Genomic DNA, 15,015 nt, shown 5'->3' on the forward strand with positions numbered 1-15,015 from the left:
GGGCTCGTTGTGGCTGGTCGCGCCCCGCGGCGGAGCCGCATATCGATACAGCCCCGCGCCCCTTTGGGGCCGGCTTCACTGCCCCTCGTCTACAAGTACGCGGCGTATTCGTCCAACACCCTGAGTACCCCCTCCTCCCCTGCCGGCGGCAGTTGCACCACTACCTCCTCGATGCCCAACTCCGCGTAGTGCGCGAGCTTCCCGGGGTTGGGATACACCGCGTACGGCACTACCTGGAGCGCCGCCGTGTCCCGTCCAGCGTGGGTCCAGGCGGCCCTCAGCCGGGGGAGACTTTCGGACAATCCGCGCCCCCCGATCGGCATCCACCCGTCCGCGTACTCGCTGATGTGCGCGAACAGCTTCGGCCCGGCCGCTCCCCCGATGAGCGTGCGAGGGCCGTTGACCTTCGGGACACGCGGCTTCTGCACTGGTTTGGGATAGGCGAAACTGGCGCTTACCGACCCGAACTCCCCCTCGTACGCGACCGGTTCGTCCGCCCACAGCGCCCGCATCAGGGCCATCCGGTCCCGGACCAGCTCACGCCGCGTCCGCCAGTCCACCCCGTGGTCGGCGGCCTCCTCGACGTTCCAGCCGAAGCCGAGGCCGAGGGTGAAGCGCCCGCCCGACAGGTGGTCCAGGGTCGCGATCTGCTTGGCCAGATCGATCGGGTCGTGCTGGGCGACCAGTGTGCTGTGTCGATATGCGGCTCCGCCGCGCGGCGGTGCCGAGACCGAGCCGCTCGGTGACGGCGGCGGCCTGGCCGAGGGCCACGAAGGGGTCGAGGGTACGGCCGTACTCGCCCGGCAGATCGCCGCCGGCCGGGTAGGGAGTGGTCCGCTCGACGGGGATGTGGGTGTGCTCGGGCAGGTACAGCCCGGCGAACCCGCGCTGCTCCAGCTCACGGGCGAGCCGGATCGGGGTGACGGTCTCGTCGGTGAGGAAGATCGTGACGGAGATGCGCATGACTGCATCTGTACCGCGCGGCCGCCACGATGTCCATACCGACCGGTCGGCCCAAATCGGTCAGCGCGCGGGCAGCGCCTCGAAACCCGCCGATTGGCTGCCGATTCCCTTCCCTTGTACGGCAGTTCACGGCTGAATACCAGAGTTGCACGCACCACCACTGCACCACCCACGCCCTGTCCTTCACGACGACCTGGGGAGCAGCAGCATGTGCGAGGACGACCACACGGGCCACGCGGGCCTGGGAAGACGCGCGCTGTTCGTGACGGGCGCCGCCGCCGCGCTTACGTTGGGAAGCGTGACCTTCGCCAGAGGCGCCGACGACAACCGGGACGGACAGACCCGCACCGTGCGGGGCACCCTGCCGCCCGGGTCCCCCGACTTCGTGTACGTGCCGGTCGAAGTGCCTTCCGGCGTACGGGAGATCAAGGTCTCCTACACCTACGAGAAGCCGTCCGTCCCGGCCGGCACCCCGGGCAACGCCCTCGACATCGGCATCTTCGACTGGCGGGGCACGGAGCTCGGCGGCCGTGGCTTCCGGGGCTGGTCGGGAGGGGCGCGCACGGAGTTCTTCATCCGGGCGGACGAGGCGACGCCGGGTTACCTCCCGGGCCCGGTGCGAGAGGGCACGTGGCACATCGCGCTGGGCCCCTACACGGTGGCACCGCAGGGACTGCCGTACGAGATCACCGTCACGCTGGCCTACGGCGAGCCCGGCGAGGCCGTCGAGCCGACGTACCCGCCGGACCGGGCGAAGGGCCGGGGCCGCGCCTGGTACCGGGGCGACTGCCACCTGCACTCCTGGCACTCCGACGGCCGCCGTACGCTCGCCGAGATCGCGGCGCTGGCACGGGCGGCGGGCCTGGACTTCATCAACAGCTCGGAGCACAACACCCACTCGGCGCACGCGCACTGGGCGTCCGAGGCGGGCGACGACCTCCTGGTCATGCTGGGCGAGGAGATCACGACACGGAACGGCCATGTGGTGGCACTCGGCACCGACCCCGGCACCTTCGTCGACTGGCGCTACCGCGCGCGGGACAACCGCTTCGGACGTTTCGCCCGCCAGATCCGCAGGTCCGGCGGCCTCGTCGTGCCCGCCCACCCGCACGCCACGTGCGTCGGCTGCAACTGGAAGTTCGGCTTCGGCGAGGCGGACGCGGTCGAGGTGTGGAACGGGCCCTACACGCCGGACGACGAGGTGACCCTGGCGGACTGGGACAGCATGCTGGTGGCCTCGGTGCGCGAGGGCCGTGACTGGATCCCGGCCATGGGCAACAGCGACGCCCACCGCGACCCCGACCCGGTCGGATCGCCCCAGACCGTGGTCCTCGCCGACGACCTGACGCGCGAGGCGATCCAGGACGGCATCAAGGCGGGGCGTTCGTACGTGGCCGAGTCGAAGAACGTCTCCCTGACCTTCGGCGTGTCCGGCGGCAAGGGCGAACACGCCGGCATCGGCGAGCGCCTGAGGGTCGACCGGAACAGTCCGGTGACGGTCCGCCTGGAAGCCTCGGGCGCCCCCCGCTGCACGGTCCGCTTCGTGACCGACCAGGGCGTCCTGTTCACCAGCCCGCCGCTGCCCGTGACGGGGTCGGGGGTCGTGGAGTGGCGCACGACCCCCTCGTACGCGGCCTACGTACGGGCGGAGTTGCGGCACGAGACGGCGGTGGGACCGCTGCCGGGGGCGCTGGCGGCGTTCACCAATCCGATCTTCCTGGGCCGTTCGTAGGCAGGGGGCGGTCAGTACGGCTGCGCCGGCCCGTCCCCCAGGTCCGCGACCACGGCCGCGTGGTCCGAGGGCCAGACCCCGTCGACCGGGCCGTCCCCCGCGCGCCGGACGCCGCGCACCTGCCCCAGCCCGCCCGTCCCGGGCGGCCCGACGTGGATGTAGTCGATGCGTACGCCCGGTTCCGGGCCGGCCGGCACGTACGGGTTCGAGCGGTCCCAGGTGACGCAGGGGGCGTCCGCCTCGGCGTGCTGCCAGGTGTCGAAGAAGACCTGGCGGGGCACGACCGGCGCGGTCCGGTGGCCGCCGAAGAGACGGATCTCGTCGGAGTCCGGTCCGGCGTTGAAGTCGCCGGTGACGACCGTCGGAAAGGGCGTGCCGCCCCGGTTCCGGGCGACGAACTCGGCGAGCGCGGTGACCTGGCGGCAGCGTACGGCCGAGCCCTGCGGGGCGGAGGTGAGGTGGGTGGTGACGAAGGGGATGTCGTACGCGGGGGTGGCCAGGCGGGTGAAGAGGGCGAGGCGGCCGTCGTCGACTTCGGCGGGCGCGGGGAGCCGCAGCGTCCGTTGCGCCGCCACCGGCCAACGGCTCAGTACGGCGTTCCCGATGTCGGCCGTGGGGTCCCCGATCCGCCGGCGCCAGCGCTCGGGGGCGGGTGAGGGGGCCCAGGCCCAGTGCATGCCGAGTTCGCCGGCGAGCCACTCGGCCTGGTTCTCGCGCCCGTCGGCCCACACCTCCTGGAGGCCGACGATGTCGGGGCGCAGTTCGCGCAGCTCGGCGAGTATCGCCTTCTGCCGGGCCTCCCAGGGCCCGAAGCGCCACCAGAGGTTCCAGGTCACGACCCGCATCCGCAGCCACCCGCTCTCGTCACGCCGCGTCGGAGACCATTGAAGCAACCGTTCGACCGTCGCGCCGTGACGCCCGCACGAGATCCACCAGACTCACGAGATACCCCGGATCCACCCGATCCACGAGACAGGAGCCCCACAGACATGTCCCGCCTCGCCGACCTCAGGTTCCGTGCCGCCACCACGTTCCAGCGCCGTGTCGGCAATCCCGTGCTCCGCCGCCTCCCCCTCCAGACGGTCCTGGAGACCACGGGCCGCGTCTCGGGGCAGCCCCGGCAGACGCCGGTGGGCGGCCGCCGGGTGGGTGACTCGTTCTGGCTGGTCTCGGAGTTCGGGGACAAGTCCCAGTACGTCCGCAACATCAAGGCCGATCCGCGGGTACGGGTACGGATCAGGGGGCGCTGGCACACCGGCACGGCGCACCTGCTCCCGGACGACGACCCGGTCGCCCGCCTGCGCGGCCTGCCCCGCCTCAACAGCGCGGGGGTGCGGGCGTTCGGCACGAACCTGCTGACGGTCCGGGTGGACCTCACGGACTGACGCGCACGGCGCCGGTCAGACGGCCGCCGCCCGCTCGCCCAGCTCCGTCAGCAACCGCGCGACGTCCTGCGGCGCCCGCAGCGTCGGGAAGTGGTCGCAGCCGGGGTGGCGGACCAGCCGGCAGCCGGGGATCCGGGCCGCCATCTCCTCGTTGCAGCGGATCACCTCGGGCTGGTCCCGCTCGCCGAGGAGGAGCGCGCAGGGGAGGTCCAGCTCGCCCAGCCGGTCGAAGGCCGGGGCGCCCGGGACCTCGTGGCCGTGTGTGGTGAACCAGGCGGGGATCGCGGCCCGCAGCTGCGCCGCGGCCTCGGTGTCGGGATCCGGGCCCGCCCCGCCCCACAGGCGCAGCGCCATCGCGACCAGGCCGTCCATGTCACCGGCGGTGGCCAGTTGCCCGATCTCCGCCATCACCTCCGCCGACTCCAGTCCCTCGTAGCCGTTGACGCCGGGGACCAGCAGGCCCAGGGCGGCCACCCGGCCGGGGTCGCTCAGCGTCAGGTCGATGACCGTCCTGCCGCCCATGCTGGAGCCGACCAGGACGACCCGGTCCAGCTCGAAGTGGTCCAGGACGCTCCTGAGGTCCTCGGCCTGGGTGTAGGAGACGGTGGGCTTCGGCGAGCGCCCGAAACCCCGGGCGTCGTACCGGATCACCCGGTGGCGTGCGACGAGGCCGGGCAGTACCGGGTCCCACATGCGGGAGTCCCCGACACCCGCGTGCAGCAGTACCAGGGGCGGCCCGGCGACGGCATGCCCCGCCACCCCGTCCGTGCCCGTGTCGTCCGCCCAGATCTCGCCACCCTTGACCTGCACCATGTGTCCCATACGGGGCACTCTGCCCGTCTCGCCCTCCCGGCGACAGTCACCGGCCGGTCATTCCCCCGCGCGTCACCCCGGCCACACGATCGCCTGCACCTCGCTGTACGCGTGCAGCGCGTACGAGCCGACGTCCCGGCCCACCCCGCTCTTCTTGAACCCGCCGAACGGCGCCTCCATGTTGCGGCCGACGGTGTTGACGCCGACGCCGCCGGCCCGCAGCCGTCGCGCCACCCGGAAGGCGCGGGCCACGTCGCCGGACCAGACGTAGTCGATCAGGCCGTAGTCCGTGTCGTTGGCGAGGGCGACGCCCTCTTCCTCCTCGTCGAAGGGGATGACGCAGACGACCGGCCCGAAGATCTCCTCCCGGGCGACCCGCATGTCGTTGGTGCAGTCCGCGAGGAGGGTGGGGGCGACGTAGAACCCCCGCTCGTGCGGGGGCCGTTCACCGCCGGCCACCACCACCGCGCCCTCTTTGCGGCCCGTCTCCACGTACGACTCCACCCGGTCCCGGTGCTCCGCCGAGATCACCGGGCCGACGATCGTGTCCGCCGCCCGCGGGTCCCCGACCTTCAACCGGCCCGCATACGCGGCCAGTTGCTCGACGAGCCGGTCGTACACGCCCCGCTGGGCCAGCACCCGCGTCGGCGCCGTGCAGATCTGCCCGCTGTAGAAGGAGAACGTCGTCCCGATCCCGGCCACCGCCGAGGCGACGTCCGCGTCGTCGTAGACGACCGCCGCGCCCTTCCCGCCGAGCTCCATCAGCTGGCGCCTCATGTCCCGCCCGCACACCTCGGCGATGCGCTGCCCGACCGCCGTGGACCCGGTGAAGCTCACCATGTCGACGTCCGGGGACGAGACGGCCGCCTCGCCCACCTCCACGGACCTGCCGGACACGACGTTCACCACACCCGCCGGCACGCCCGCCGCCTCCAGCGCCTCCGCCATCCGGTAGACGGACAGCGGGTCCTGCGGCGCCGGTTTCACGACGACGGTGTTGCCCATGGCCAGCGCGGGGGCGATCTTGCCGGCCGGGTTGGCCCACGGGTTGTTGTACGAGGTGACGCAGGTGACGACCCCGACCGGCTGGCGGACGGCCAGCGCCCCCATCACACCGGCCTTCCCCTCCCCCACTGCCTTAAAGGCGTGGGAGGTACCCCCATGCCCCGCCTCGTTGATCTGCGGCGGGATCGCCCACTCGGCGCTCTCCACCCGCGCGTACCGCCGGAATCGGGCCGCCCCGACACCGACCTGCATGCCCCGCGCCGTCCCCGTGGTCGCCCCGGTCTCGGCCTGGGCCAGCTCGGCGTACGGCACGAGGTGGCCGCGGATGATGTCCGCGGCCCGCCCCAGCACGGCCGCGCGCGCCTCCGGTGTCGTACGCGACCACGGCCCGAGAGCCTCGCGGGCCGCGGCGCAGGCCGCGTTCACCTGGTCCCGCGATGCCTCCGGAGCCCACCCGACGGTCTCCTCGGTCGCCGGGTCGACGACGGCGTAGTACCCGCCGTCCGGCTCGACCCACGACCCGCCCACGAACAACCGCTGCCGGTCGGCTCCCTCGAAGCTCACCTGGTGGCCACCGTCCTGGTGTCCCGGCCCGAGCGCAGCACACGCCCCGGCACGGCGCCGGTCACCACGTCGTCCCGGATCGCCTCGACGCCGTTGACCCAGACCGCCCGCACCCCGATCGCCCTGGAGTCCAGCCGCGGGCTGTCGCCCGGCAGGTCGTGCACCAGGGTGGCCGGGCCGGCGTCGATCCGCTGCGGGTCGAAGAGCACCAGGTCGGCATGGAAGCCCTCCGCCACCCTCCCCCGCTCACGCAGCCCGAACAGCCGCGCCGGGTCGTCGGTCAGCATCTTCACGGCCTGTTCGAGGCCGACCAGCTTCCGGCCGCGCAGACAGTCCCCGAGGAACCGGGTCGTGTACGGCGCCCCGCACATCCGGTCCAGGTGCGCCCCGGCGTCCGAGCCGCCCAGCAGTACGTCCTCGTGCTGCCAGGTCTCGGCGCGCAGGGTCCAGGACGCGGGGTCGTTGTCGGTGGGCATGGGCCACAGGACGGTCCGCAGATCGTCGGCGGCGCAGATCTCCACCAGGCACGCGAAGGGCTCCTGGCCGCGCTCACGCGCGATGTCCTCCACGACCCGCCCGCTCAGCCCGCGGTTCGCGGCACTGTACGTGTCCCCGATGACGTACCGCGCGAAGTTGGTCAGCCGCCGGAAGACGCCCGCCTCCTTGGCGGTGGCGTGCCGGAGCAGTTCGGCCTGTACGTCCGGTTCGCGGAGCCTGGCGATCCGCTCGGGCACGGGCAGCGCGAGGACCGGCCCCCATCCGGGGATGAGGTTCAGGGCGCAGAAGGTGCCCAGGGACATGTTCATCGGAGTGAGGATCGGCATGGTGAGGGCCACCACCCGCCCGCCGGCCTTCCGGGCCTGCTCACTGGCGAGCAGCTGCCGGGGCACCCGCTCCGGAACGGCCGAGTCGATGGTCAGGACGTTCCAGTTGAGCGGCCGTCCGGCGGCGGCGCTCATCTCCACGAACAGTTCGATCTCGGCGTCGCTGAACTGGTCCAGACACCCCGCGACGATCGCCTCGATCTGGGTCCCCTCGTGCTCGCCGACCGCCCGCGCCATCGCCAGCAGCTCGTTCGGCCCGGCGTGCCGGGAGGCCACCGGCTTGCCGTCCCCGTCGGAGTGGCTGGAGGACTGGGTGGTGGAGAAGCCCCAGGCGCCGGCGTCCATGGCGTCGTGCAGCAGCCGTACGATCTCGCCCAGTTGCTCCGCACTCGGCTGCCCGCCCACCGCGTCCGGCCCCATCACATGCCGGCGCAGCGCGCAATGCCCCACCATGAACCCGGCGTTGACGGCGATCCGCCCCTCGAGGGCATCGAGATACTCCCCGAAGGTCCGCCAGCTCCAGGGCGCCCCCTCCTCCAACGCCACCAGCGACATCCCCTCGACCTTGGACATCATGCGGCGCGTGTAGTCGGCGTCCTCGGGACGGGCGGGATTGAGCGGCGCGAGCGTGAACCCGCAGTTCCCGGCGGCGACGGTGGTCACCCCGTGATTGAGGGAGGGGGTGGCGTACGGGTCCCAGAAGAGCTGGGCGTCGTAGTGGGTGTGCGGATCGACGAAGCCGGGGGCGAGGACGAGCCCGCGCGCGACCTCAGCGGACTGGGATTCCTCGGTGACTTCCCTGCCGATCACGGCGATACGTCCGTCCCGTATCCCCACGTCGGCGATGTAGGCGGGCGCGCCCGTCCCGTCGACGACGGTCGCGCCCTTGATGACGTGATCGAGCATGACGGTTCCTCCTCGAATTCCGGGGCGGGCCGCGCCCCTCAGGGGCGATTACGTGGCAGCCCGGAACCGGGACGTCCGATGAACCGGATCCGTATCGATCTTCGGAATCACGTGCTCCCCGATCAACCGGATCGTCCGCAACGTCTCCTCCTTCGGCACTCCCACCGGCAGCCCGAAACTCAACTGGTCGGCCCCGGCCTGCTCCCACCGCTTGCACTGCGTGAGCACCTCGTCCGGGTCCCCGCAGATCAGCAGCTCCTCCTCGATGAGAAGCTCCACGAACTCGGCCGTGTACTCCGGCAACGTCTCCGGCCACACCGGGAACCCCTCGGGACGAGGAAACGTGTCGTGGTACCGGAACACCAGCGACGGCAGATAGTGCAGCCCACCGCTCAGGGCGACCTCGATCGCCTCCGCGTGGGTCGGCGCGCAGATGGCCGTCGTCGTCACCATCACGTTGTCGTTGACGAAGTCACCGATCGGCTCGGCGTTCACGACCGCCGTCTTGTACTGCTCCAGCACCCACTCCATGTCGGCGACCTTCTGCACGCTGAACCCGAGGACCCCGAGCCCCTTCTTCGCGGCCATCGCGTACGACGGCGGCGACCCGGCGGCGTACCACATCGCGGGGTGCGACTTCCCGTACGGCTTGGGCAGCACCTTTCGCGGCGGCAGCGACCAGTGCTTGCCCTGGAAGCCCACGTACTCGTCCTGGAGCCACATCTTGGGGAACTCGGCGATGGTCTCTTCCCAGATCTCCTTGGTGTAGTTCATATCCGTCACGCCCGGTATGAACCCCAGGATCTCGTGCGATCCCGCGCCCCGTCCGCTGCCGAACTCGAAGCGGTTGCCGGTGAGATGGTCGAGCATCGCGACCTTCTCGGCCACCTTGACCGGGTGGTTGACCTGTGCGAGCGGGTTGAAGATGCCGGACCCCAGATGGATCCGTTCCGTCGCGTGCGCCAGATAGCCCAGGTAGACGTCGTTGGCGGAGAGGTGCGAGTACTCCTCCAGGAAGTGGTGCTCCGACGCCCAGGCGTACTTGAAGCCCGACTTGTCCGCCTGGATGACGTACTCGGTCTCCTCCATCAGCGCCTTGTGCTCGGCGAGCGGGTCGGTTTCGGCGCGCTTGCCCACGTATCCCTGTACAAAGAGCCCGAATTCCAAGGAGGTTCACCGTCCCACGGTCGGCCACTTCTGACGGATCGTCAGATTTGATAGCCCGACTGTTCCACCGGCCTCGTGGAGCGTCAATAGCTGACGCCCCGTCAGGCGGAGGCGTCAGAGAACCGACACCCCGGCGAGCCAGCCCCCGTCGATCACGAACGGCTGCCCGGTGATGTAGGACGAGTCGTCGCACGAGAGGAACAGCGCGAGCCGGGCCACCTCCTGCGGCTGCCCGATCCGGCCGAGCGGCACGAGCTTGCGGTACAGGCCGTCCAGGGCCCTCGACGTCTCCTCGGCGTCGGCGGCCGGGTCCAGCTGGGCCGGGTTGGACATCGCGGTGTCGATGGCGCCGGGGCACATGGCGTTGACGCGTATGCGCCGGTGGGCCAGCTCCAGGGCGGCGACGCGGGTCAGGCCGAGGATGGCGTGCTTGGTGGCGGCGTACGCCCCCACGGCCGCCATGCCGGTGACGGCCGTGTACGAGGCGGTGTTCACGATCGTGCCGCCGTCCGCCATCTCGGCCGCCACCGTCTTGACGCCGAGGAAGCAGCCGACCTGGTTGACCCGTACGACCTGCATGAACTCGTCGAGGGGCGTGTCGACGAGGGAGTTGAAGCGCAGGATGCCGGCGTTGTTGACGAGGCCGTCGATCCGGCCGTGGGCCTCGCGCGCGGCGGTGACGGCGGCGCGCCAGTCGTCCTCCCGGCCCACGTCGAGGTGGACGTACAGCGCACCGATCTCCTTGGCGAGGGCCTCGCCCTGGTCGTCCAGCACATCCGCCACCACGACCTTCGCCCCCTCCGCGGCGAAGAGGCGCGCCTCCTGCTCGCCCTGCCCGCGCGCCGCCCCGGTGACGATGACGACCCGTCCGTCGAGCTTGCCCATTACGGCCCCCTTCGAAGGGTGGACACGGTGGACCCCGCATCGTGAACTTCGCATCGTAGCGCCATACCTGACGATGCGTCAGATACAAGCCCTGGAGGTTGCTGAGGCGAATATCACGTGACTCGCAAGTAGGGATGTTTGACCCTGTCGGCGTCCGTCAAGGGAATGCAAAATCCCTCGCATGTCCAAGCGGAGACTGAAGAACAGAAAGATCAGGTTCGTGGCGGTCGGATCGGCCGTCGTGACCGGCGGCGCCCTGGCCGCCGTACTCCTTCCGTCGGCGAACGCCGCCGAGGAGAAGACGCCCGACCAGATCATGGATCTGTGCAAGCGAGCCGAGGTGCTCAACGGGAAACAGCAGTCCATTTCCGATTTCGGCGGCCACCCGATCGCCGGCCCGAGTTTCGGGTCGGACAACTGCGATTTCGTGGAGACCGACTTCGAGACCTTCGACGGGCCCACCGAGAAGTCCTCCATCGACTTCCCGAACTGCGAACCCAACGCGACCGAACCGGCGAAGGTGTCGATCACCTGGTCGGCGACGGCGGCCCAGGGCCAGGGCAAGTACACCGTGACCCAGCAGGGCGGCGGCGGAGGGCTCTTCGGCGCCCTGAGCGGCTCCTGGGTCAAGCACAAGGGCACCCTCGACATGACCCTCAAGTCGGCGACGGCCGGCGACACGGAGCAGCGGGACGTGCCGGTCGGCAAGGTGCTCAGCATGGAGTTCACGCCGAAGATGCAGCGCATGACCGGCGAATGGCGGGTACGGATCGACGCCGACCCCGGGAGCTTCGCCGTGAACCCCTCCCCCGAGCAGAACTTCGTGGCGCCGGAGGTCGTCGAGGGCCCCGTCATCCTGCCGGGCGCGGCGGGCGCTCCCGGTGTCGCGGACGGCACCTCCAAGGCCGTCCTGAGCGACTGCTGAGCCCCTCACCCCGGCCTCCGTCCCCCTCCCCCACCTCCACCCCTCACAGGAGAACCCCATGACACGCCCCGGCCGCAGAAGCCACCGGAGCAAGAAGAAGCGCATCACCCTCGCGGTGGCCCCCGTGGCGGCCGTCGCGGTGGCCGCGGCGCTGATGAACTCGGCGGGTGCCGCCACCGCCTCCGAAGTGAGCGCCGACTGCTCGGCGGACTCCGACAGGCTGGAGAACTGCCAGTTCGTCGACGTCCAGTTCAAGCGGGACAACCTCGGACCCAACCAGCGGGTCTCCGCGGTGACCGACAACTGCGGATCGACGGCCACCGCCTCCAAGACCTTCAACGTGAGCGCGTCCGTCACGCGGACCATCCAGCTGGAGGACGGGTTCACCGCGAACGCCGACACCAAGCTCGGCAACTCCTTCTTCGAGATCGGCGCGAAGTTCAGCACCTCGGAGATCAACATCACGCGTGACGACAAGACGACCACCCTGGCGTTCAGCAGGACGGACACCGTTCAGGGCGACAGCCTCGGGTTCTTCATGTGGTCCGCCAAGCGCACCGACGTGAGCGGGTTCCTGAGGGCCACGTACAAGGAAGCGCAGGACGGTCAGAAGGTGTTCTTCTCGCCCGGCGAGGGATCGACGGGCGTGCATGTCTTCTATCCGCAGATCCTGAAGAACGGAACTCCCGACGGCCGCCTCTGGCTGCGCAATGTGAAATGCGGAACTCCTGAGGCCTCCGGCATCCAGAATTCGACGCGCGCCCTGCGGGCGGAACCCGGATTCGGCGAGGGCGGCGAGAACGTCACCGACGTCGAGATCCCGCTGTCGGAGGTTCCGGCACCGTAGCCGCGTTCTCAGCTGCGAAGTACGGGCGCGGCTCCCAGCCACCGCAGGACCGCGTCCGTGCTTCCGCGCGCGTCGAGCTTGGCGTAGATGTTGCTCAGGTTGTTGCGGACGGTCTTCTCGCTCAGCCGTAATCGCAGCCCGATCTCCTGTGCGGCCAGGCCGGTCGACAGCAGCTCCATGATCTGCCGCTCGCGCGGCGAGAGCGCCTCGCGCAGCCGCTCCATCGCCTCCCCGCCGGTGGGCAGCCGCCGGGCCCCCTCCCTCAGGGCGGCGCAGGCCGCGGGGGAGAGGTAGGTGTGCCCGACGCTGGCGCCCACGACGGCGGAGGAGAGCATGCAGGTGCAGTAGTCGCCCTCGACGAGATAGCCGGCGCCGCCGCGGAAGACCTCGACGATGGCCTCGGTGTCCCGGCACGGGCTGATCACGATCACGGGGACGTCGGTGGCCCGCAGTTCCCGGACGGCCGCCGCGGGGTCCTCGCGGCAGAGGATCACCACCACGTCCGTCGCCTCGCCCGCCCCCATCGGCGCGGTCAGGGGCGTCACCCGCCCGACGTACGGGTCGTCCGGGGCCGGCCAGTCGGGATGCGGCCAGGCGTCCTCGGGGCAGGCGAGAGCGACGGTGAGTTTCCGGGGAGTGCGCACGTCATTGTGTCCTTCCGCCGAAGCCGTACGGGCGTACGGGCGTACCTCTACGTCAGTACGTCCATACATACGGCGGTCGACGTGGACATGTTCAAGCTTTCAAGGAGCGCTGTGTGCCGGGTCCGCTACAACAGCGGTCCCACCCGCGCCCCGAACGCCTCGATCTGGTCGGTCAGTTCGGTCCGGCTCCGGCTCCGGAACCGCACCTGGATCTGGTGCACGCCCATGGCGCGGTAGGCGCGCAGCGACTCGGCCAGTTCCCCGGCCCCGCCGGACAGGGTCCGGCGTCCGACGTCCCATGTGGGCTCACCGACGTAGAGCGGCTCGGCTATGGCCCCGACGGTGAACGGCCCCCGCAGGGCCGCCTCTTCGCGCAACCGCCGGATCCGGGCGATCCGCGCGGGCAGCCGGTCCCGCGGATCCCCCTGGGGCAGCCACCCGTCCCCCCTGAGCGCGGCCCTGCGCACGGCGGCCGGGGAGGACCCGCCGACCCAGACCGGGACGCGCTCCTGGGCGGGCCGCGGGAGCTGGCCGAGTCCCTCGAAGTCGTAGAACTTGCCGTGGTGTTCGGGGAACTCGTCGGGCCCGAGGCAGGCGCGCAACGCGTCGATGGACTCGTCCAGCACCGGCCCGCGCCGCTCGAAGTCGGCCCCCAGCACCTCGAACTCCTCCGGCACGTGCCCCGCCCCGACCCCGAGGAGCAGGCGGCCGCCGCTGAGGTGGTCGAGGGTGGCGTACTGCTTGGCCGTGAGGAGCGGGTGCCGCAGGCCCACGACGGCGACATGGCTGAGCAGCAGGATGCGCTCGGTGACCGCGGCGAGATGGGCGAGGGTGGCGACGGGGTCGTACCAGACCGTGCTCATCGCGGGCGCGAGCCGGCGCGGAATGGCGACGTGGTCGCAGCTCGCGAGGTACGCGAAGCCCGCGCGGTCGGCGGCGCGGGCGATGTCGCGCAGGTCTTCGGGGCAGGCGGCGGCTTCCCAGGGCTCGGCGTAGATCGTGCTCTGCGACTGGACGGGGAGCTGGATGCCGTACGCGAGACTCACCTCGCACCACCGCCCGGCCACAGCCCGTCGTCCGTGAGCCCCAGCAGCTCGATGGCGTTCCCCCGCACGATCCGCTCCACGACGTCCGGTTCCAGGTGCCCCATCTGCGCCTCGCCGACCTCGCGGGACTTCGGCCAGGTGGAGTCGGAGTGCGGGTAGTCGGTCTCGTACAGGACGTTCCCGACGCCGATCGCGTCCAGGTTCCGGAGTCCGAAGGCGTCGTCGAAGAAGCAGCCGTAGACGTGGTCGGCGAACAGCTCGGACGGCGGCCGGTGCACCTTGTCGGCGACCCCGCCCCAGCCCCGGTTCTCCTCCCACACCACGTCGGCGCGCTCCAGAATGTACGGGATCCAGCCGATCTGGCCCTCCGCGTACATGACCCGGAGGTTCGGGAAGCGCTCGAACTTGCCGCTCATCAGCCAGTCGACCATCGAGAAGCAGCAGTTGGCGAAGGTGATCGTGGAGCCGACGGCGGGCGGGGCGTCGGCGGAGGTGGAGGGCATACGGCTGGAGGAGCCGATGTGCATGGCGACGACCGTGCCGGTCTCGTCGCAGGCGGCGAGGAAGGGGTCCCAGGCGTCGGTGTGGACGGACGGGAGCCCGAGGTGCGGGGGTATCTCGGAGAAGGCGACGGCGCGCACGCCCCGGGCGGCGTTGCGGCGAACCTCCGCCGCCGCCAGTTCGGCGTCCCAGAGCGGGATGAGGGTGAGGGGGATGAGCCGGCCCCGCGCGTCGGGCCCGCACCACTCCTCGACCATCCAGTCGTTGTAGGCCCGCACGCACAGCAGGCCCAGCTCGTGGTCCGCGGCCTCGGTGAAGGTCTGGCCGCAGAAGCGGGGGAAGGTCGGGAAGCAGAGGGCGGACTGGACGTGGTTGACGTCCATGTCGGCGAGCCGGGCGGGGACGTCGTACGACCCCGGGCGCATCTGCTCGTAGGTGATGACCTCCAGCTTGATCTCGTCCCTGCTGTACCCGACGGCGGTGTCGAGGCGGGTGATCGGCCGGTGCAGGTCCTCGTACACCCACCAGTCGCCGATCGGCCCGTCGTCGCCGGGCCGGCCCATGACGGGCTTGAACCGGCCGCCGAGGAAGGTCATTTCCTTCAGTGGCGCGCGCACGATGCGCGGTCCGGTGTCGAGGTACTTCTTCGGGAGCCGGTCCTGCCAGACGGTGGGCGGCTCGACCGTGTGGTCGTCGACGGAGATGATCAGCGGAAACGCGGTCTCGGTGTCCATGTCCGTCACGGTAGCGCCGATCTGACGACCCGTCAGCTATGCGGGAGTGGCGACGCCGTGCGAAGAGCACGTGA

At 71.0% G+C, this 15,015-nt stretch carries 13 protein-coding genes and 1 pseudogene; 4 read left to right on the forward strand and 10 right to left on the reverse strand.

The window, feature by feature from the left end; genetic code table 11:
* Positions 1–89: 89 nt before the first annotated feature.
* A pseudogene (locus tag ACFU95_RS11530) lies at positions 90–963 on the reverse strand (LLM class F420-dependent oxidoreductase).
* Between the two features lie 208 nt (positions 964–1,171).
* Between ACFU95_RS11530 and ACFU95_RS11535 the strand changes: the two are divergent.
* Positions 1,172–2,695 (forward strand): CehA/McbA family metallohydrolase, encoded by a 1,524-nt coding sequence (locus tag ACFU95_RS11535; RefSeq protein ID WP_383825241.1) that lies wholly within the window; start codon positions 1,172–1,174, stop codon positions 2,693–2,695.
* An 11-nt stretch (positions 2,696–2,706) separates the two neighbouring features.
* On the opposite strand, the gene ACFU95_RS11540 is transcribed toward ACFU95_RS11535, so the two are convergent.
* Positions 2,707–3,540, reverse strand: coding sequence for an endonuclease/exonuclease/phosphatase family protein (locus tag ACFU95_RS11540; RefSeq protein ID WP_383825244.1), 834 nt, complete (start codon positions 3,538–3,540; stop codon positions 2,707–2,709).
* A 144-nt stretch (positions 3,541–3,684) separates the two neighbouring features.
* On the opposite strand from ACFU95_RS11540, the gene ACFU95_RS11545 reads away from it, so the two are divergent.
* Positions 3,685–4,080 (forward strand): nitroreductase family deazaflavin-dependent oxidoreductase, encoded by a 396-nt coding sequence (locus tag ACFU95_RS11545; RefSeq protein WP_383825246.1) that lies wholly within the window; start codon positions 3,685–3,687, stop codon positions 4,078–4,080.
* Between the two features lie 15 nt (positions 4,081–4,095).
* On the opposite strand, the gene ACFU95_RS11550 is transcribed toward ACFU95_RS11545, so the two are convergent.
* The 5 genes from ACFU95_RS11550 to ACFU95_RS11570 all read right to left on the reverse strand — a co-directional run bounded on the left by ACFU95_RS11550 (position 4,096) and on the right by ACFU95_RS11570 (position 10,244).
* Positions 4,096–4,902: an alpha/beta fold hydrolase gene (locus tag ACFU95_RS11550; RefSeq protein ID WP_383825249.1), complete on the reverse strand. Its 807-nt coding sequence runs from the start codon at positions 4,900–4,902 to the stop codon at positions 4,096–4,098.
* A gap of 63 nt (positions 4,903–4,965) precedes the next feature.
* Positions 4,966–6,462, reverse strand: coding sequence for an aldehyde dehydrogenase family protein (locus ACFU95_RS11555; RefSeq protein WP_383825252.1), 1,497 nt, complete (start codon positions 6,460–6,462; stop codon positions 4,966–4,968).
* Complete coding sequence (locus ACFU95_RS11560; protein WP_383825255.1) at positions 6,459–8,192, reverse strand: amidohydrolase family protein; 1,734 nt, start codon at positions 8,190–8,192, stop codon at positions 6,459–6,461. Before ACFU95_RS11560 ends, ACFU95_RS11555 begins: the two co-directional genes overlap by 4 nt.
* Positions 8,193–8,240: 48 nt before the next feature.
* Positions 8,241–9,359: an LLM class flavin-dependent oxidoreductase gene (locus ACFU95_RS11565; protein WP_383825257.1), complete on the reverse strand. Its 1,119-nt coding sequence runs from the start codon at positions 9,357–9,359 to the stop codon at positions 8,241–8,243.
* A 114-nt stretch (positions 9,360–9,473) separates the two neighbouring features.
* The gene (locus ACFU95_RS11570) at positions 9,474–10,244 is read right to left on the reverse strand and encodes an SDR family NAD(P)-dependent oxidoreductase (protein ID WP_383825260.1); all 771 of its coding nucleotides are present in this window, start codon (positions 10,242–10,244) and stop codon (positions 9,474–9,476) included.
* A 181-nt stretch (positions 10,245–10,425) separates the two neighbouring features.
* Between ACFU95_RS11570 and ACFU95_RS11575 the strand changes: the two genes are divergently transcribed.
* Entirely contained in the window at positions 10,426–11,169 is a 744-nt protein-coding gene (locus ACFU95_RS11575; RefSeq protein ID WP_383825262.1) for a hypothetical protein, read from the forward strand.
* A 58-nt stretch (positions 11,170–11,227) separates the two neighbouring features.
* The gene (locus tag ACFU95_RS11580; RefSeq protein WP_383825265.1) at positions 11,228–12,016 is read left to right on the forward strand and encodes a hypothetical protein; all 789 of its coding nucleotides are present in this window, start codon (positions 11,228–11,230) and stop codon (positions 12,014–12,016) included.
* An 8-nt stretch (positions 12,017–12,024) separates the two neighbouring features.
* On the opposite strand, the gene ACFU95_RS11585 is transcribed toward ACFU95_RS11580, so the two are convergent.
* From ACFU95_RS11585 to ACFU95_RS11595, 3 genes are all read right to left on the reverse strand, one after another.
* Positions 12,025–12,660: a response regulator transcription factor gene (locus tag ACFU95_RS11585; RefSeq protein ID WP_383825267.1), complete on the reverse strand. Its 636-nt coding sequence runs from the start codon at positions 12,658–12,660 to the stop codon at positions 12,025–12,027.
* Between the two features lie 125 nt (positions 12,661–12,785).
* Positions 12,786–13,706: a TIGR03619 family F420-dependent LLM class oxidoreductase gene (locus tag ACFU95_RS11590; protein WP_383825270.1), complete on the reverse strand. Its 921-nt coding sequence runs from the start codon at positions 13,704–13,706 to the stop codon at positions 12,786–12,788.
* Positions 13,703–14,941, reverse strand: coding sequence for an amidohydrolase family protein (locus ACFU95_RS11595; protein WP_383825273.1), 1,239 nt, complete (start codon positions 14,939–14,941; stop codon positions 13,703–13,705). The genes ACFU95_RS11590 and ACFU95_RS11595 overlap by 4 nt, the downstream gene beginning before the upstream one ends.
* Positions 14,942–15,015: the final 74 nt, after the last annotated feature.

This window comes from Streptomyces sp. NPDC057623 (assembly GCF_042800355.1).
GTDB lineage: Bacteria > Actinomycetota > Actinomycetes > Streptomycetales > Streptomycetaceae > Streptomyces.